The sequence below is a fragment of the Streptomyces sp. NPDC057702 genome (genome assembly GCF_042799315.1).
Classification (GTDB): domain Bacteria; phylum Actinomycetota; class Actinomycetes; order Streptomycetales; family Streptomycetaceae; genus Streptomyces.
Window position 1 is genome coordinate 1 of sequence record NZ_JBHVJC010000021.1, and the last position, 18,415, is coordinate 18,415.

Here is an 18,415-nt window from a genome sequence, read left to right on the forward strand (position 1 = left end):
GCGAGGAGACGTTCGGGCCCATCCTCACGGTGGAGACCTTCCGTACCGAGGAGGAGGCGGTGGGGGGGGGGCCCCCCCACCAGTTAGGGCAGGCCGGCGCCGGGGGGGGGGGGGCGCCCACCCCCCCGGGCCGGTGCCGCGCCGCCAGGCGTCCGGGGCCCGGCGACCGTCGGGGGCTAGATGCTGACGCCGTGTGAGCGCAGATAGGCCAGCGGGTTCACATCCGAGCCGTAGCCGGGCCCGGTGCGGATCTCGAAGTGCAGGTGCGGCCCGGTGCTGTTGCCGGTGGAGCCCGAACGGCCGATGCGCTGACCGCCGCTGACGGGCTGCCCCTCGCGCACCAGTATCTGCGACAGGTGGGCGTACTGGCTGTAGCGGCCGTCCGCGTGCCGGATCACGACCTGGTATCCGTACGCGCCGCCCCAGCCGGAGGAGACGACCGTGCCGGGGCCGACCGCCTTGACCGAGGTGCCGATGGACACCGGGAAGTCGATGCCGGTGTGGTAGCCGCGAGACCAGCTCGAACCGGCCACCCGGTACCCGGTGGTGACGCTCGCGCCGCTGACCGGCGCGGTGTAGCCGCCGGCCTCGGCGGCCGGCCGGCTGCGCTGCCGCTGGGTCGGCTGTGGAGCGGGCTTGGCCACCGGCTTGCGGACCGGCCTGGGCGCGGGCTTGCTGACCTGCTGGCGGCCCTCGTCCTTGGGGACCGGCTTCGCCCTGGGCCGCTCGGGTGCCTTCGGCTGGGGTCTTGGCGTGGCGCGCGGCGTCCTGGCCTGGGGCTTCCCGGGCTGGACGGTTCCCGGCCGGGCCGGCGCGACCGAGCCGCCCCCAAGCGACAGTCGCTGGCCCGGCAGGATCAGGTTCGGATCGTCGCCGACGGTGGGCCGGTTGGCCTGGTACAGGCCCCGCCACCCCCCGCGCACCGCGTGCTCGTCGGCGATGCCGGAGAGCGTGTCGCCGCCCACCACCACGTACGGCCCGGCCTTGGGGCCACGGCCGGGCAGCGAGGTGGGCGTGGTCTCGACCTTCGACCGCGCCTGCGCCGCCGGCGTGACCTGGCGCGCCGGAGCGGGGGCGGCGTGGGTCCGGGGCAGCGCGTCGGCCCGGGTCAGGGCCCCGTCGTCGGAGCAGTTGGGCCAGGCACGCGGGCCCTGCGCGGCCAACACCTTCTCGGCCACCGCTATCTGCTGCTCCCGCGTGGCCAGGTCCGCGCGCGGGGCGTACGCCGCGCCGCCGTACTCCCGCCAGGTGCTCTGCGAGAACTGGAGCCCGCCGTAGTAGCCGTTCCCCGTGTTGATGTCCCAGTCGCTGGTGCTCTCACAGCGGGCCACCTTGTCCCAGGCTTCCGGGGAGGCGGCGCTCACCCCCGCCGCCGCGACGAGCGGCAGGGCCATCCCCGCACCGCCGGCGGTGACGGTGAGCGAGGCCCGGGAGACCCGGCTGGGCTGCTGACGGCGATGGCGGCCACGTACGGACATAGCGCGTTCCTCTCGCTGCACCCGTGGACGGGTGTTCGGCGCGCCACAGCGTAGGGCCGCCGCCGAACTCCCTACAAGGGGGCATCCGCCCCCGCCCACCCCCTCGCGCGCCCGCCGCGCACCACCCGCCGGAACGACTGCCGCGCACGGCGCCCGCCACCGCCGGCGCGACAGGGCGCCGCCTCCGAACACGCCCCAGGTCAAAGGCGGTTGGCCCGGTCGCCGCCCTGCGGGCCCGGCGCCGGAGCCGGCTCCGCCTGTCCCCGCACGGGCTTCACCCGACCCGGTGAACTGTCGTCCTGGCGGCGTACCGACTGGTGAGGGTGCGCCCCGGGCGCACCCCCGCGCCCATGCCACCTCGACGGGGCACGGGAGGCCAGCACATGCGGGCACGGCGGGTGCGCGAAAGCGGCGGGCCGAGTGCGACCAGGCGCCGGCGCACGTCCCCGACGGCGGCTCCGGGAGCGACGCAGCGACGCGGCCAGGCCGCGCGCGCCGACGAGACGACGTACGAGGTGGTGGGCCCACCGGACGGGGTGAGCCGGGCCGCGTCCGGGGCGGTGGGCGGGCGGGACGGGGCGGTCGAGGCGTCGAGTGGCGGGCTGTACGGGATGGTGGGCGGGCGCTACGCGACGCCCGGGAGGCCGACCGGGGGTGGCCGCCGACCTGCTGGCGGCGCTCGCGGCGGGGGAGTGGATCGGAGTGCTGGCCATACCGCTGTCCAGCGCCCTCGGCGCGCCCCAGACCACCTCCGTACGCGTCGACGCGCGCCACCCTCACCGGCCACGTCACCAGCGTCGCCGCCGCGCTTCCCGCCGACGTCCGCCGGCCCCGGCGCGCGGCCCGTACGGCACCGGGCCGTACGCCGTGGAGACGGCCGGGCCCGACCGTCTCCACGCGGGGGCGAGTGCACCCGGTCACCCCGCTGGACCTGCCCCGCACCCTGGCCCGCGGCGACCTCGACGGCGCACCCGCGCGCCGCGTCGCCGGCCTCGACCTCGCCCGCTCCCGTCCGACGCCCCTGGGACCCGCCCCGGCGCCACCCCGAACCGTCGTGTCGGCGGGCCGCCGGCCAGCAGGTCCCCTGTCCGCGAACGGGCACTTCATAGCCGTGCGTGACCGGGTCCGCACCCCCTCTGGGCTTGTCCTTCGACATGTTGTTTAATTGCGACCGTTTCGCAGTAACGGTTGATCTTCAACAGAGGTGGGGCATGACGGCCCGGACGATACGGACCCTGACCGCCGCGACGACGGCGGGCGTCCTGGCAGTGGGCGCGGCAGCGTGCTCCACCCCGGACGACGGCAAGAGCGGTGGCCCCAAGGACGCGGCGGTCGTCGGCATCGCGTACGAACCCGACACCCTCAGCCCGCTCCTGGGCTACGGCAAGGACGGCAACTCCAAGATCTTCGACGGGCTGCTGACACACGACGCGACGATGCGGCTCAAGCCCGCCCTCGCCGCCCGGCTGCCGAACATCTCCGGCGACGGGCTGACGTACACCTACACCCTGCGTGACGGGGTGCGCTTCAGCGACGGGGAGCCCTTCACCGCGGACGACGTGGTCTTCACCTACCGCACCATCCTCGACAAGAAGACCAACAACGCGTCCAAGACCGAACTCGACGCGGTCGCAAGTGTCGAGAAGAAGGACGGCAAGACGGTCGTCTTCCGTCTGAAGTACCCCTACGCGCCGTTCGCCGAGCGCACCGTGCTGCCCATCGCGCCCCAGCACGTCGCCGGTCAGCAGGACGTGAACACCGGTTCCTTCACGACCAAGCCCGTCGGAACGGGACCCTACGTCCTCAGCAGCTGGAGCAAGGGCGAGAAGCTGGTCTTCAAGGCCAACCCCACCTACTGGGGCGGCGAGCCGAAGATCAAGAAGTTCACGATGGCGATCATCAAGGACGACGACGTACGTGCCACCCGGCTGCGCTCGGGCGACCTCGACGGCGCCATCCTGCCGCCCAACCTCGCCGCCACCTTCAAGAGCGACAAGGGCCTGCGCACCCTGACCGCCAAGACCTACGACTACCGCAACGTGACGCTGCCCAGCGACAACGCGGTCACCGGCGACCGCGCCGTGCGCCGCGCGCTCGACGTGGCCGTGGACCGGCAGGCCATGGTGGACGGCATCCTGGACGGCGCGGGCAAGGCCGCCTACGGCCCGGTCCCCACCGACAGCCAGTGGTTCACCCGGGGCACCGAACGCCGCCACGACCTGCCGGCCGCCCAGCGCATCCTGGACCAGGCGGGGTGGAAGCCGGGCAAGGGCGGCGTCCGCGCGAAGGACGGCGAGCGCGCCTCGTTCACCCTCTGGTACCTCAGTGGCGACAAGCTCCGCCAGGACCACGCCCTGGCCTACGCCTCCGACGCCAAGAAGGCCGGCATCGAGATCAAGGTGCAGTCCGGCACCTGGGAGGTCATCGAGCCACGGATGAAGCGGGACGCGGTCCTCGCGGGCGGCGGCAGCCCGGCCGACCCCGACTTCGACCAGTACACGCTGCTCAACTCCGCCCTGGCCGGCGACGGCTTCAACAACATGGCGTACTACGACAACCCGGCCGTCGACAAGGCGCTCGCCGAGGGCCGGCGCAGCGGTGACAAGGCCCAGCGCAAGGCCGCGTACGACACCGTCCAGCGCGAACTCGTCAAGGACCCCGGCTACACCTTCCTCACCCACATCGACCACCTCTACGTCCTGGCCGACCGCTGGGCGCCGCTGACCACCCAGGTCGAGCCGCACGACCACGGCCTGGCCTCCGGCCCGTGGTGGGACGTCGAGGACTGGCGGCCGAAGAAGTGACGCGAACCCGGCGTCCGGGCCTGCCCTGGCTCTCGATGGCGCGGCTGGTCGGGCGCCGGGTGCTGTTCGCGGTGCCCGTGCTGCTCTGCGTGACCTTCGGCGTCTTCGCCATCGCCGCCGCCTCGCCCTTCGACCCCGTCAAGGCGTACGCCGGCACCGCCGGGCTCACCGCCTCGCAGGAGAACCTGGACCAGTTGCGCGCGAACCTGGGCGCGGACGACCCGTTCGCCGTCCGCTGGTGGAACTGGCTGACCTCGGCCGTCACCGGCGACCTGGGCGACTCCAACGCGCTGCGGCAGCCCGTGGCCCAGGTCATCACGGAACGCATCGGCTGGTCCACGCTGCTGTGCGCGGTCGCCTTCGCCCTGGCCCTCCTCGGCGGCACCGTCCTCGGTGTCCTGGCCGCCCGCCGACGGGGCGGGCTGTACGACCGCGCGATCACCTTCGTCTGCTACACCCTGGAGGCCGCCCCGCCGTTCTGGCTCGGGCTGCTGGCCGTGTGGCTGTTCGCCCTCAAGCTGGACGCGCTGCCCGCCGGCGGACTGACCGACACCGCCAGCGAGGTCGCCACCACCGGCCAGGTCGCCCACCACCTGATCCTGCCGGCCGCCGTGCTCGCCGTCTCCCAGCTCCCGTGGTTCGTGCTGTACGTACGCCAGGGTGTGGCCGACGCGCTGGAGGAGGACCCCGTACGTGGCGCCCGCGCCCGCGGCCTCGGCGAGCGCACCGTCCTCTTCGGCCACGCCCTGCGGTCCGGGCTGCTGCCGGTGCTCACCCTGGTGGGCTCCCGGGTTCCCGAGCTGATCACCGGAGCCCTGCTGATCGAGACCGTGTTCAGCTGGCCCGGCATCGCCTCCGCCACCGTCGAGGCGGCCACCAGCGTGGACTTCCCGCTGCTCGCGGCCCTCACGGTGCTGGCCACCCTGGCGGTGCTCGCCGGCAACCTGCTCTCCGACCTGCTGTACGGCCTCGCCGACCCCCGGGTGGGCTTCGATGGCTGAGCAGAGCCGCCCCCTCGACCGCGACCAGCGACCCGACCACGATGTCGAGCCGCGCTCCGACCACGCCCACCAGCCCCAGACGCCGACCCCCGGGACCGCGACACCGCCACCCGCCACCGAGGTCTCCACCGCGCCGACGGTGGAGGCGGCGACCGACCCGACCACCACCGCGCCCCGCTGGCGGTCACGCGCCGCCGGCGCCCGGCGCGGCGGCCACGCCCTGCGGGCACGCGTCAGCGCCGGGCTCGTCGCGGCCATCGTGGCCACCGTCCTGCTGGTCCCGCTGTTCTTCCCGCTGGACGAACAGGCCGTCCACCTGGCCGACAAGCTGCTGGCCCCCTCGCTCGACCACCCCTTCGGCACCGACGACGTCGGCCGCGACCTGCTGCTGCGCTGCGTCTACGGACTGCGGGTGTCCCTGCTGGTCGGCGTCGTCGCGGCGCTGGCCGCCACCGTGATCGGCACTACCGTCGGCGCGCTCGCCGGCGCCCTCGGTGGCTGGCCCGACCGCGTCGTGATGCGGCTCGTGGACGTCTTCTCCTCGGTGCCGCACCTGCTGCTCGGCATCTTCATCGTGGCCATGTTCCAACCCGGTGTCTGGCCCGTGGTGATCTCGGTCGGGCTCACCCACTGGCTGTCCACCGCCCGCATCGTGCGCGCCGAGATCCTCTCGCTGCGCACCCGCCCCTACGTGGAGGCGGCCATCTCCGGCGGGGCCTCCCGGCTGCGCGTGACGGTGCGCCACCTGCTGCCCGCCGTAGCGCCCCAGGCCGGGCTCGCGGCCGTGCTGATGGTGCCGCACGCCATCTGGCACGAGTCCGCGCTCTCCTTCCTCGGCCTCGGCCTGCCCAGCCACAAGGCCAGCCTGGGCGCCATGGTGCAGGGCGCGCGCAGCTCGCTGCTGGCCGGCGACTGGTGGCCCACCCTCTTCCCCGGCCTGCTGATCATCATCCCCACGCTGGCCATCGCCGGCCTCGCCGGCGCCTGGCGCGAACGCATCAACCCCCGTCGCCGATCGGAGCTGACCCTGTGACAGGTCCCGACCGGCAGCCCCCGGTCCTCGCCGTGGACGGCCTCTCGGTCCGCTTCCGGATGCGTGCCGGCCGCTACGTCGCCGCCGTCACCGACGCCACCTTCGCCCTGCGACCCGGCGAGTGCCTGGCCCTGGTGGGGGAGAGCGGCTGCGGCAAGTCCGTGCTGGCCTCCGCGTTGCTCGGGCTCCTGCCGGGCAACGCCGAGACGGCCGGCACCGCCCACCTCGCCGGCCCGACCGACGCCGAGCCCGTCGAACTGCTGGGCGCCGACGAACGCCTGCTCTCGCGCACCGTACGCGGCAGGCGCGTGGGCCTCGTACCGCAGAGCCCCTCCGCCCACCTCACACCGGTGCGCACCATACGGGCCCAGCTGGAGGAGACGGTGCGGGAGCTGACCGGGACCCGCCGGCCGAAGCTGCGGGCCGCGGCCCAGGCGGCGGCCGAGCGGGCCGCGTTCCCCGCCGACCACCTGGACCGCTACCCCCACCAGCTCTCCGGCGGCCTCGCCCAGCGCGCGGCCACCGCCCTCGCCCTGGTGGGCGACGCGGCGCTGCTGCTCGCCGACGAACCGACCACCGGCCTCGACCGTGACCTGGTGGAGCGCACCGTGGATGAGCTACGCCGCCACATCTCGCCGACGCCGACCCCGGCACCAGCCTCGACCCTCGCCCACCGCGCCCCGGACGAGCCCGACCCACGCCCGGCCCCCGACACCGGCACGCCACAGGACGCGGCACCCATCGGGGCGAGCGCCGGCCAGTCGCCCACCGCGGCACCCCCACCCCGCACGTCGGACGACGACGCTCCCAGGGCCCGCGCGCTGCTCATGATCACTCACGACCTGCTCGCCGCGGAGCGCGTCGCCGACCGGGTCGCCGTGATGTACGCGGGCCGCATCGTGGAGATCGCCGACGCGCGCGCCTTCTTCGGCGCCCCCGGCCCCCGCCACCCCTACGCCAGGCGCCTGCTCGACGCCCTGCCCGAGCGGTCGTTCACCCCCATCCCCGGCATGCCCCCCGAACTCGGCGACCTGCCGGCCGGCTGCGCCTTCGCACCCCGCTGCGACCAGGCGACCGAGCGGTGCGCCGCCCTGCCCGCCCTCCGGGATGACGTGGCCTGCCACCACGCGCCACCTCGCGCCCCGGCCCAGACCGGGCCGACCGCGCACCCCCCGGCCCAGCCGGAGCCGGGGCGGACCCCGCCGACTCCGGCCGCACCCCAGGCCCCCGGGCCGCGTACCGACGAGGCCCACCATGCTTGAGCTGTGCGACATCACGGCCGGATACGAGCGGCGCTCTCCCGTGGTCCGTGGCGTCTCGCTGCGCATCGCGGACGGCGAGGCCGTGGGGCTGCTCGGCCCCAGCGGTTGCGGCAAGTCGACCCTGGCCCGCGTGGCCGCCCTGCTGCACCGGCCTGACCGGGGGCGCGTCCTGCTCGACGGCGAGGCCGCCCGTGGCTGGCGCCACCGCGCCCCCCGCGCCCAACGCACCGCGTACGGCGTCATCTTCCAGCAACCTCGGCTCTCCGCCGACCCGCGGCTGCGGCTCGCCGACCTGATCGCGGAGCCGCTGCGAGCCACCGGCCAGGGGAGCGCTGCGGCCTCGCGCACGGCCGAGCTGGCGCGTCGGGTGGGACTGGGCGACGACCTGTTGGCACGCCGCCCGCACGAGGTCAGCGACGGTCAGCTGCAACGGGCCTGCCTGGCCCGCGCGCTCGCGCTGCGCCCGCGCTGGCTGGTCTGCGACGAGATGACCGCCATGCTCGACGCCTCCACGACCGCCGCGCTGGTGCACGTGGTCGAGGAGTACCGGCGGGAGAGCGGCGCCGGTCTGCTCGCCGTGGGGCACGACAGCGCGCTCCTCGCCCGCTGGTGTGATCGCACGGTCGCCTGGTCCGAACTGGTCGACTCCCCGACGAGCTGACGCCGGCCGGCCCGGGGCCGGTGGCCTTCGCGAGGCCCACGTGGGCTGGTCCCGCCGACGCGCTCGACCGGGGCGGGGCGCCGACGGGCAGCCACGAGGCCGCCCGGCCGGAGCGGGTCAGGGCGTCAGCACGATCCGCCCGAAGACCTCGCCCGCGTCCATCTTCCGATGGGCCAGTACGGCCTGCTCCAGCGGCAGCACCTCGTGCACCACCGTCTGGAGCTCACCCCGCCCCGCGGCGCCGAACTGCTCGCCGCGCACGACGTGCTGGTCGGCCGCGGGGATGGAGTCCGCGCTGAAGAACCCGAAGGACAGCGACCTGCTGAAGGCGGACATGATCCTCGCACCGAGGTCGGCCGGCGGCCAGCCGCCGAGGATCCCGACGCTGACCAGCCGGCCGTTGGGCCGCAGCCGGTCGAGGAACGTGGACAGGTCGGGGCCGGCCACGACGTCGATGATCACGTCGTAGCCCTCGGGCGCGTCCCGGTCGCCGGCCCCGGAGCGGTCCAGGACATGGCTCGCGCCCAGCCGGCGCAGGCGCTCGCCGCGCTCGGCCGAGGAGGTGGTGACGGCCACCGCCGACGCGCCTCGACCCGCCGCGAGCTGTACCGCCGCGATGCCGATGCTGCCCGCCGCGCCGCGCACCAGAACCGCGTTGCCGGGCTCGAACCGGGCCTGCGCGAGCCCGAAGTGGGCGACGATCCCCGAGCCGCCGAGGGTCACCGCGCGTATGGCCGAGAGGTCGGCGGGGAGCGGCAGGACGTCCTGGACGCGGGCCAGCGCCTGTTCGACGTAGCCGCCGCCGGTGCCGGTGAACCCCCACACCCGTCGGCCCACCCACGACGCGTCGACGCCGTCGCCGACCGATGTGACGGTGCCCGCCACCTCGCCGCCGAGCACGTGCCCCGGCGCGAAGCCGAGGTCGGCCAGCGTTCCACGGCGGATGACGGCGTCGACCCCGCCGACCCCCGCCGCCTCCGTCGCGATGAGCACCTGCCCGGCGGCGGGCTCCGGTGTCGGCAGCTCCACCACCGCCAGCCCTTCGGGGGCGCCGTACGTCCGTACCGCGATCGCCTTCACCGTGGTTCTCCGTGTTCTCTCGACCCAAGTGGTCAGCGGCTGGGCGCGACCGTACGACCTACCGGCGCGGTGGTCTCCCGCACGCCCGTCGCCGAAGACGGCGCGGGCGCGGCGACCACGCGACGGTGGCCCCGTCACGGGCGCTGTGCGCCGTGGCGAACCGCTGTGCCAGGGACGCTAACCGAGCCACCCGCCCCGGGGGCCGAAGTGAGAGCGATGGCCGGGTGATTGCCTCACACTCCGCGCCGACCGCGCCCCCCCGAACGCGGAAGCGGCCGTAGAGCCCGGGACGCCGCCCGAGCCCCACGGCCGCTCGCTCACCTCGGCGAACGGGGAGAACTCAGAGACCGATCTCCACGTCCTCCAGTACGCCCAGCGCGTCCGGAACCAGGACGGCGGCCGAGTAGTAGGCGCTGACCAGGTAGGACGAGACGGCCTGCTCGCTGATGCCCATGAAGCGGACGTTCAGGCTCGGCTGGTACTCGTCCGGGATGCCGGTCTGGTGCAGGCCGACGACACCCTGGTCCGCCTCGCCGGTACGCATGGCGAGGATCGAGCTCGTACCGGTCTCGCTGATCGGGATCTTGTTGCAGGGCAGCAGCGGCACCCCGCGCCAGGCCCGCACCGTGGAGCCCATGAAGTCGATGCCCGTCGGGTACAGACCCCGGCTGTTGCACTCGCGGCCGAAGGCGGCGATGGTGCGCGGGTGCGCCAGCAGGTACTGCGTCTTGCGCCGACGCGCCAGCAGTTCGTCGAGGTCGTCGGGGGTGGGCGGGCCGCTGCGGGTGTGGATGCGCTGGCTGAGGTCGGCGTTGTGGAGGAGGCCGAAGTCGCGGTTGTTGATCATTTCGTGCTCTTGGCGTTCGCGGAGTGCTTCGACGGTGAGTCGGAGCTGCTCTTCGACCTGGTTCATGGGTTCGTTGTAGAGGTCGGCGACGCGGGTGTGGACGCGCAGGACCGTTTGGGCGACGCTGAGCTCGTACTCCCGGGGCGCCAACTCGTAGTCCACGAAGGTGCCGTCCAGCACCGGCTCGCCCGCATGGCCGGAGGCCACCGCGATGTCGGCCTCACCACGCCGGTTGGTGGGCAGGTCCGGCCGGGTCGCGAACGCCTCGGTGTGCGCGGTGAGCGCGGAGTGCCGCTCGGCGACGGTCTGGTACGCCTGCCGGGAGAGTGTGAGCACGGTGGCCCGGGTCACGGCCTTGACCGTGTACTCCCACACGCCGTCCTGGTCCACCGGCACGCGGTCGCCGAAGTAGTCGCCGTCGGCGAGTACGCCAAGGACGGTCTCGTCGCCGTACTTGCCGGTGCCGATCTTGTTGAGCTTGCCGTGCGCGATCAGCACCACCTGGTCCGCGGGCTGACCCGCCTCGACCAGCACGCTGCCCGCGTCGTACTCCCGCTGCTCGAAGGCGCCCGCCAGCGCCTCCAGCGCGGCGGAGTCCGCGAAGCCGCGCAGCAGCGGCAGCTCACCGAGCTCCGGTGGGATCACCCGCACCTCGGCGCCCGTGGTGACGAACTCGACCCGGCCGTCTCCGACCGTGTACGTCAACCGCCGGTTCACCCGGTACGTGCCGGCCTGGACCTGCACCCAGGGCAGCACCCGGAGCAGCCACCGTGTCGAGATGCCCTGCATCTGCGGGACGGTCTTGGTGGTGGTGGCCAGATTGCGTGCCGCGGCCGTACCCAGGCTGAGCTGCCGCTCGCCGCCGGTGGTCGAACCCGTTTCCGCGGAAGTCGTCATTCTTTAAACAACCTTTCTAAAAACCTTGCGATGCCGGAAGTGGCCGCTGGAGATGTTGCGGCCGGCGGAGGGATCAGCGGCCGATTTCCACGTCTTCGAGAATGCCGAGGGCGTCCGGCACGAGAACGGCAGCCGAGTAGTAGGCGCTGACGAGGTAGGACATGATGGCTTGTTCGCTGATTCCCATGAAGCGAACCGAAAGGCCCGGCTGGAGTTCGTCGGGCAGCGCGGTCGGCTGCAGACCGACCACGCCCTGGTTTTCTTGACCGGTACGCATCACGAGGATCGATGTCGTGCCGCTCTCGCTCACCCCGATTTTGTTGCAGGGGAGCACGGGAACACCCCGCCAGGCCGGCACCGCGTGGCCACCGTAGTCAACGCTTTGCGGATAGATGCCGTGGGCGTTGAATTGCCGCGCGATGGCCGCGATGGCCTTCGGGTGCGCCAGGATAACGCCCGGGTCCTTCCAGACCGTGGCCAGCAGTTCGTCGAGGTCGTCGGGGGTGGGCGGGCCGCTGCGGGTGTGGATGCGCTGGCTGAGGTCGGCGTTGTGGAGGAGGCCGAAGTCGCGGTTGTTGATCATTTCGTGCTCTTGGCGTTCGCGGAGTGCTTCGACGGTGAGTCGGAGCTGCTCTTCGACCTGGTTCATGGGTTCGTTGTAGAGGTCGGCGACGCGGGTGTGGACGCGCAGGACCGTTTGGGCGACGCTGAGCTCGTACTCCCGGGGCGCCAACTCGTAGTCCACGAAGGTCCCGCCGAGCGCGGGCTCGCCCACGTGTCCGGCGGCCACCGAGATCTCGGCCTCACCCTGCGCGTTGCGCGGGCGCTCGCCCTCGCTCAGGAAACGCTCGACGTGCGCGCCGAGCTCCGCGTCCGCGTCGGCCACGCCCTGGAAGGACTCCCGAGTCAGGGTGAGTGCCGTGCCGCTGGTCAGCGCCTTGATCGTGAACGGCCACACGCGCTCGGGACCCGCCAGCCCGTCGTCGCCGACGTGGTCGCCGTCGGCGAGTACGCCAAGGACGGTCTCGTCGCCGTACTTGCCGGTGCCGATCTTGTTGAGCTTGCCGTGCGCGATCAGCACCACCTGGTCCGCGGGCTGACCCGCCTCGACCAGTACGTCGCCGGGGGCGAAGTCGCGCTGGGTGAAACGATCCGCGAGCGCGGTCAGCGCGGCGTCCGCGCTCAGGTCCCGCAGCAGCGGCAGCTCACGCAGCTCCGGCGGAATGACCCGTACTTCGGAGCCGGTGCTGGAAAACGTGACCCGGCCGTCGCCCACCGTGTAGCTCAGCCGGCGGTTCACCCGGTAGGCGCCGCTGGATACGGGAATCCACGGCAGGACGCGCAGCAACCACCGCGAGGTGATTCCCTGCATCTGCGGAACCGTCTTGGTCGTCGTGGCGAGATTCCGAGCGGCATCCGTGCTCAGGCTTAGCTGCGACTGCTGGCCCGCGCCGGCCGAACTCGATTCCACTGACGTTGTCATTAAATGGTCACCTAACCCCGAAACGGACATGCGGAGGGGGCACCCCCGCGGCAGTCCCGAAGGTATCAGCGACCTTTAGTAGTTGCATTCACTCGAAAGAGTGGCATAAAGCTATGAGTTAAATCGCGGTAAATACTCCAATCCCATTCGGCACCGGTCGTTCGGTCCCACCTGACGGGTTGTTGCGTACCGTCGGCTCGGGCGTGCCCGGCGCGCGCGTGACCATCGTGGACGAGCCTCCGCCGTCCAGGTTCACCGCGTCGTCGGCGCCCAGCGTCAGCATCAGCCCGGCCAGTTCGGCGATGGTCAGCCCCGCGCGGTACTCCGCCCGCCCGTCCAGCGACAGCAGGTACACCCGGTGCCCGCCGGCCCCGATGCCGGCCGCCGAGCGCACGGCCGAGGTGTTGTCGTCCAGGCCGTCCAGCGGCTGGTGTCCGCGCGCGATCGGGTAACCCCCGACGGCGAAGGCCAGCGGTCCCGGACGGCTGGCCGCCAGCGCGTGGCGTACCGCCACGCGGTCGCCCACGGCCAGCTCCCGCAGTGCGGTGGCACCCGCCTCCCGCCCCACCAGGACCACCGAGTCCGCGGCCACCGGCCCGCTCCCGGGCGTCCGCGCCACCTGGCTCACCCGTCCCTTACGCACCGTCACCTCGTAGGTCTCGGTGCTGCACGGCGCCCCGCGGTCGGTGTCGGTTCCGCACGTCGCCCGCACCCGCGAGGTCCGGCCCCACGCCGTGGTGAACGCCCCGATGCCGTTCTGTGCCAGCGCGTACTGGTTCAGACCACGCAACGCCAGCGCGCCACGCGGCGTGCGCACCGTGCCCCGTAGCCGCAGGCGATCCAGGCGGGCGGTGCGGTCGCGGCCCATCGCGATGACGTCCTCGGTGTCCGTACCGGGCGGCAGCTTGGGGCCGAAGCGCTGGCCCACCGGCACCGCCCCCTTGAGCCGCTGCCCCGAGGCCACGGCCGGCCCCACCGGCGCGCCGGTCGCCTCGACGCCCGGGTGCTGGGTCTCGGTGATGTTGAAGAAGTCGCCGTTGACCGCCGCCACCGCGCCCCGCCGGCCCGCCAGCCGAGACAGCGGCTCGCGCGCCCCCACAGCACCCGGGTGGACCAGGTCGAGCGAGAGCCCCGGCGTCCGCAGGTCGACCGAGAGCAGATGCCCGTACGCCGTGCCGTGCGCGGAGGCCACGGAGAACTCGCGGTACTCCACCCCGGGCGCGAGTGCCGCGCGCCGTGTGAAGTGCGGCCCGGCCTCGGCCGCGTTGACCGCCGGCGCGTTGACCAGACCGCCCCCGAGCACCGCCAGCCAGGCCACCACCACGCCCAGCGCCACGCGCCCGCCACTCACCCGTCTCCGCATGCCTGCCTCACTCCGCCTCTCGGTCGCCGTTCGCTGAGAACCCGTCACGAACACAGGCATCCCCCCACCGCGCGCCAGAGGCTCAGAACGTCAGGGAAATGGCTGACGACCACCTGCGGAACTCTCCGCGCGTCCCTGTCCGACGGCCCCGACACGCCCGATACTCACTGGCGTCCGTCGTGCACACCCGGCCCCGGGTCGGGGTGAGAGCCAGGAGGCCCCATGCTCCACAGCACCCGCCGAGCGTTCGTCGTCACCCTCGGAGCCGCCCTGGCGGGCGGGGCCGCCGTGCCCGCGTACGCCGGGACCCACGGCGCTCGCCCGGGCGGCCACGGCAAGCCCCCGCTGCGCCAGGCGCACGCGCACAACGACTACGAGCACACCCGCCCCCTCCACGACGCGCTCAGCCACGGCTTCACCAGCGTTGAGGCCGATATCTGGCTGGTGGACGGTCAGCTCCTGGTCGCCCACGACGAGGTGGATCTGGACCCCACGCGCACCCTGGAGCGGCTCTACCTGGACCCGCTGCTGCGCCGGGTGCGGGCGGGCGGCGGCCGGGTCTACCCGGGTCACCGTCAGTCGCTGCAACTGCTCATCGACATCAAGAACCAGGGCGACGCCACCTACCGGGTGCTCTCCAAGCGGCTGCACCGCTACCGCTCGATGCTCACCTTCGCCGCCGGCGGCCGGGTCTTCGAGGGCGCGGTCACCCCGGTGATCTCCGGCGACCGCGCCGCGCGCCCGGCCATGGAGGCCGAGCGCGTACGGCACGCCTTCTACGACGGTCGCCTGGAGGACCTGAACACCGGGGTCCCCGCTTCCTTCATCCCGCTGATCAGCAGTAACTGGTCACAGAGCTTCACCTGGCAGGGCGTGGGCCCGATGCCCACCACCGAGCGGGCGCGGCTGCGGGAGATCGTGGACACCGCCCACGCACGGCGGCAGCGGGTGCGCTTCTGGGCCACCCCGGACCTGGCCGGGCCGGCGCGTGACGCGGTCTGGAGCGAGCAGCTCGCCGCGGGCGTCGACCACCTCAACACGGACGACCTGGCCGGCCTCGAGGCGTTCCTGCGCGCGCCCCGCTGACTCCCCCGACCTGGCCGGCCCGGGATGGCCGTGACGGTGGCGGGGCGACGCCAGGCACGCGCGTGCTCGTGGCCCCGCCGACACGGCGCGCCACGCCCCCGCCCCCGGGCACGCGCCGTACGCCCACCGGCGCGGGCTCGGTGGGCGGCGCGGGGCTGGCGGAAAATCGCTGGCTCCGCGACCCGCTCTCGCGCATGCTGACGGCCATGCGGATCACTCTCGCCACCGACGACCACTGGCCGGCCATCTGGCCCTTCCTGCGCGAGATCGTCGTCGCGGGGGAGACGTACACCTTCCCCCGGGATCTCGGCGAGGAGCTGGCGCGGGAGATGTGGATGCTCGCGCCGCCCAGCCGCACGGTGGTCGCCGTCGCCGACGACGGCACGGTCCTCGGCACGGCGAAGATGAACCCGAACCACATGGGCCCCGCCGCGCACATCGCCAGCGCCAGCTTCATGGTCGACCCACGCGCCTCCGGGCACGGTGTGGGCCGGGCCCTGGGTGGCTACGCCCTGGACTGGGCCCGCTCCGCCGGTTTTCGGGCGATGCAGTTCAACGCGGTGGTCGAGACCAATACTCGCGCCGTCGCCCTGTGGCGGTCCCTGGGTTTCGAGATCATCGGCACGCTGCCCGAGGGCTACCAGCACCCGACCAAGGGGTACGTCGGGCTGCACATCATGCACCGCCGGCTCTGACCTGGGCCCCGGTCGCCCGCCCCGGTCGCCTGTCCGCGGTCGCGCGGGGTGCCGCCCCGCGGACCCTGCCCGTCGCGCACCCCGGTGGCGTACGGACCTGACGGGCGTGGGGGCGCTCGCCACCCGACGGGCGTGAGGGAGTGGCAACACCCCGAGCCCGTGACGGACCTCCGCCGACCTCGGCCACCCCGTGCGCGAGAGACCCGCCCGGCCGGACCGCCTCGCCGGGTCGGCCGCCCCACCGGCTCGGTCCGCGCCCGGTTCAGCCGGAGCCCAGCAGGGTGCCGGCGTCCTTGAGTGTCGCCGCGATGCGCGCCAGCGTGGCGTCATCGCGCGGCACGGCCTCGTACGCCGGGCCCTCGGCCGTCGCCCAGCGACGGGCCACCGCGACCGGGTCCTCGCCGAGCAGCAGCCCCGCGGCCTGGGCGGCGGCGCCCAGGGCCACCAGGTCGGTGGCGCGCGGCACCCGCACCGGTCGGCCGCTGAGCCGCTGGATCGTGGTGCGCCACGCGGTGCCCCGCGCCCCGCCGCCGATGAGGAGGATCGGGGCCCGCGGATCGGCGTCCGGGCCCACCACCGTCTCCAGCGCGGCGAGCAGCGCGTACACCGCCCCGTCGTACGCCGCCTGGAGCACCTGGCCCGGGGTCGTGTCGTGGCGCAGGCCGTGCAGCATGCCGGTGGCCGCGGGCAGGTGCGGGGTGCGCTCGCCGTCCAGGAAGGGCAGCACCGTCACCGCGCCTCCCGGTTCCACCGCCTCGCGGTCGCGGCCGAACAGGGTCGCGAAGCGGTCCACGGCCAGGGTGCAGTTGAGCGTGCAGGCCAGCGGCAGCCAGGCGTCGCGCGCGTCGGCGAATCCCGCGACGATGCCGGACGGGTCGGTGGGGCGCCGGGCGGAGACCGCGTAGACGGTGCCCGAGGTGCCCAGGCTGAGCACGGGTTGCTCGGCGGGCAGGCCCAGTCCGAGGGCCGCCGCCATGTTGTCCCCCGTGCCGGTGGCGACCAGCATGCCGGCCGGAAGCGGCAGGTCGGGCCGGGGCTGCACGGTGCCGGCCGCCTCGCCGGGCCGCAGCACCGTGGGCAGCATGTCCGGGCTCAGCCCCACGTGCTCCAGCACCCGCTGGTCGTACTCCCGGTGGGCGGTGGCCCACCAGCCGGTGCCCGAGGCGTCTCCACGGTCGGTGACGGCCCGGCCGGTGAGCCGCTCGGTCAGGTAGTCGTGCGGCAGCCGCACCGCCGCCGTCGCGCGCGCCGCCGCGGGCTCGTTCTCACGTAGCCACGCCCACTTGGTGACCGTGAACGCCGGCGCGGGCACGCTGCCCAGCCGCCTTGCCCACGCCCCGGGTCCGCCCAACTCGCTGATCAGCCGGTCGCGTTGGTCGGCCGAGCGTACGTCGTTCCACAGCACGGCCGGACGTACCGGCTCGCCCGTCGCGTCGAGGGTGACCAGGCCGTGCTGTTGCGCGCCCACGGAGAGGGCGGCGGCCTGGCGCGCGTGGTCACCGCACTGCTCCAGCGCCGCGCACAGCGCCGTCCACCACTGTCGGGGGTCACTCTCCTTGGCCGGGCCCGGGCTGACGGTGTGTTCGGCTCGCCCGCGCGCCAGGACGGAGCCCGTCGCGGTGTCGACCACGAGCACCTTGGTGGACTGCGTGGAGCTGTCCACTCCGATGACGAGCGGTCCCTCCGGTACGGCGGCCACGGTCATGCGCTCTCCTCCAGCCTGGCGGTGCCTCGACGTCCCCTACGGGCGATCGTGCATCGTAGCTGCCGGCTCTCACCACGGGAGCGGGCCGCGCTCACCAGGTGGCAACGGACCCCCGTACGGCGGCCGTTGACCCGTGTCGGGCGGCCGGCTAGCCCTCGGGAACGGCCTGGATGTCGAGCTCGACGCGGATGGTCGCGCCGACCACCGCGATGCCCCGGGAGAGCATGGTGCGCCAGTCGAGGGTGAAGTCCTCGCGGTGCAGCTCGGCCGTCGCGCTGCACGCGGCGCGGGTCTCCCCGGCGATGCCGGTGCCCAGACCTAGGTAGCGGGTGTCGAGCGCGACGCTGCGGCTGACGCCGTGCAGGTTCAGCGCGCCCTGGACGGACCAACGGGAGCCACCCCGGTGGACGAAGCGGTCGCTGGCGAAGTGCATGTACGGGTAGGTGGACGCGTCCAGGAACTCCGCCGAGCGCAGGTGCTCGTCCCGCTGGCGCACGTTGGTGTCGATGCTCGCCGTCTCGATCGCCACCTCCAGCCGGGAGTCCTCCATGCGCTCCCCGACCGTCATGGTTCCCTCGAACTGGTTGAACCGGCCGTGCACCGCGGCCAGCCCGATGTGTCGCGCGACGAAGCGCACCGCGCTGTGGTCGGGATCGATGCGCCAGGCGCCGGGGGCGGGCAGTGCCGGCTGCGGGGCGAGGTCCATCGTCACCGACTCGACGGCGGTACGGATCCCGCCGGTGGCCTGGCAGTCACGACGCACGGGCTGGTAGCCCTCGGAGGTGATGGCCAGGCCGTAGGAGCCGGGCCGCACGGTGGCGGTGAAGCGGCCGTTGGGGTCGGTCTGGCCACGCACCACCTCCCGGCCGTCGGCGTCGCGAACGGAAACCTCGGCGCGGGGCAGCGGCAGCCGTACGGGGTCGAGCACCACGCATTCCAGCGATCCGGAGCCTGGTGGCAGGGGCGTGGCCTCCCTCCCCGTAACGCGGTGACGACGGCGAAGTAGGGCAAATGCCATTC

14 protein-coding genes are annotated in these 18,415 nt (G+C 73.8%); 7 read left to right on the top strand and 7 right to left on the bottom strand.

Annotated features, from left to right (window positions below; genetic code table 11):
• Positions 1-176: 176 nt before the first annotated feature.
• Positions 177-1,478, bottom strand: a complete 1,302-nt coding sequence (locus ACFVFR_RS17540; protein ID WP_383702422.1) for a transglycosylase family protein — start codon at positions 1,476-1,478, stop codon at positions 177-179.
• A 1,211-nt stretch (positions 1,479-2,689) separates the two neighbouring features.
• Between ACFVFR_RS17540 and ACFVFR_RS17545 the strand changes: the two genes are divergently transcribed.
• Genes ACFVFR_RS17545 through ACFVFR_RS17565 form a run of 5 tightly spaced genes read left to right on the top strand, consistent with a single transcriptional unit; the run spans position 2,690 to position 8,239 of the window.
• Positions 2,690-4,282, top strand: a complete 1,593-nt coding sequence (locus tag ACFVFR_RS17545) for an ABC transporter substrate-binding protein (protein WP_383702425.1) — start codon at positions 2,690-2,692, stop codon at positions 4,280-4,282.
• A gap of 35 nt (positions 4,283-4,317) precedes the next feature.
• A complete protein-coding gene (locus ACFVFR_RS17550; RefSeq protein WP_383702665.1) occupies positions 4,318-5,283 on the top strand; it encodes an ABC transporter permease in 966 nt (321 codons plus the stop codon).
• The gene (locus tag ACFVFR_RS17555) at positions 5,276-6,316 is read left to right on the top strand and encodes an ABC transporter permease (protein ID WP_383702427.1); all 1,041 of its coding nucleotides are present in this window, start codon (positions 5,276-5,278) and stop codon (positions 6,314-6,316) included. Before ACFVFR_RS17550 ends, ACFVFR_RS17555 begins: the two co-directional genes overlap by 8 nt.
• Positions 6,313-7,578 (top strand): ABC transporter ATP-binding protein, encoded by a 1,266-nt coding sequence (locus ACFVFR_RS17560; RefSeq protein WP_383702429.1) that lies wholly within the window; start codon positions 6,313-6,315, stop codon positions 7,576-7,578. The genes ACFVFR_RS17555 and ACFVFR_RS17560 overlap by 4 nt, the downstream gene beginning before the upstream one ends.
• On the top strand, positions 7,571-8,239 hold the full coding sequence (locus tag ACFVFR_RS17565; protein WP_383702431.1) for an ABC transporter ATP-binding protein: 669 nt from the start codon (positions 7,571-7,573) through the stop codon (positions 8,237-8,239). The genes ACFVFR_RS17560 and ACFVFR_RS17565 overlap by 8 nt, the downstream gene beginning before the upstream one ends.
• A 117-nt stretch (positions 8,240-8,356) precedes the next feature.
• Here ACFVFR_RS17565 and ACFVFR_RS17570 read toward each other — a convergent pair whose 3' ends face one another.
• From ACFVFR_RS17570 to ACFVFR_RS17585, 4 genes are all read right to left on the bottom strand, one after another.
• Positions 8,357-9,319 carry a zinc-binding dehydrogenase gene (locus ACFVFR_RS17570; RefSeq protein WP_383702433.1) on the bottom strand — a complete coding sequence of 321 codons (963 nt, stop codon included), beginning with the start codon at positions 9,317-9,319 and terminating at the stop codon, positions 8,357-8,359.
• 340 nt (positions 9,320-9,659) lie between these two features.
• On the bottom strand, positions 9,660-11,063 hold the full coding sequence (locus ACFVFR_RS17575) for a family 2B encapsulin nanocompartment shell protein (protein ID WP_383702435.1): 1,404 nt from the start codon (positions 11,061-11,063) through the stop codon (positions 9,660-9,662).
• A gap of 73 nt (positions 11,064-11,136) precedes the next feature.
• Complete coding sequence (locus tag ACFVFR_RS17580; protein WP_383702438.1) at positions 11,137-12,546, bottom strand: family 2B encapsulin nanocompartment shell protein; 1,410 nt, start codon at positions 12,544-12,546, stop codon at positions 11,137-11,139.
• A gap of 118 nt (positions 12,547-12,664) precedes the next feature.
• Positions 12,665-13,909: a phosphodiester glycosidase family protein gene (locus ACFVFR_RS17585; RefSeq protein ID WP_383702440.1), complete on the bottom strand. Its 1,245-nt coding sequence runs from the start codon at positions 13,907-13,909 to the stop codon at positions 12,665-12,667.
• A 222-nt stretch (positions 13,910-14,131) separates the two neighbouring features.
• Between ACFVFR_RS17585 and ACFVFR_RS17590 the strand changes: the two genes are divergently transcribed.
• Entirely contained in the window at positions 14,132-14,995 is an 864-nt protein-coding gene (locus ACFVFR_RS17590) for a phosphatidylinositol-specific phospholipase C/glycerophosphodiester phosphodiesterase family protein (RefSeq protein ID WP_383702442.1), read from the top strand.
• 206 nt (positions 14,996-15,201) lie between these two features.
• Positions 15,202-15,690 (top strand): GNAT family N-acetyltransferase, encoded by a 489-nt coding sequence (locus tag ACFVFR_RS17595; RefSeq protein WP_383702444.1) that lies wholly within the window; start codon positions 15,202-15,204, stop codon positions 15,688-15,690.
• Between the two features lie 262 nt (positions 15,691-15,952).
• On the opposite strand, the gene xylB is transcribed toward ACFVFR_RS17595, so the two are convergent.
• Positions 15,953-17,395 (bottom strand): xylulokinase, encoded by a 1,443-nt coding sequence (gene xylB / locus ACFVFR_RS17600; RefSeq protein WP_383702446.1) that lies wholly within the window; start codon positions 17,393-17,395, stop codon positions 15,953-15,955.
• A 148-nt stretch (positions 17,396-17,543) separates the two neighbouring features.
• The gene (locus ACFVFR_RS17605) at positions 17,544-18,413 is read right to left on the bottom strand and encodes a YceI family protein (protein WP_383702448.1); all 870 of its coding nucleotides are present in this window, start codon (positions 18,411-18,413) and stop codon (positions 17,544-17,546) included.
• Between the last annotated feature and the right edge of the window lie 2 nt (positions 18,414-18,415).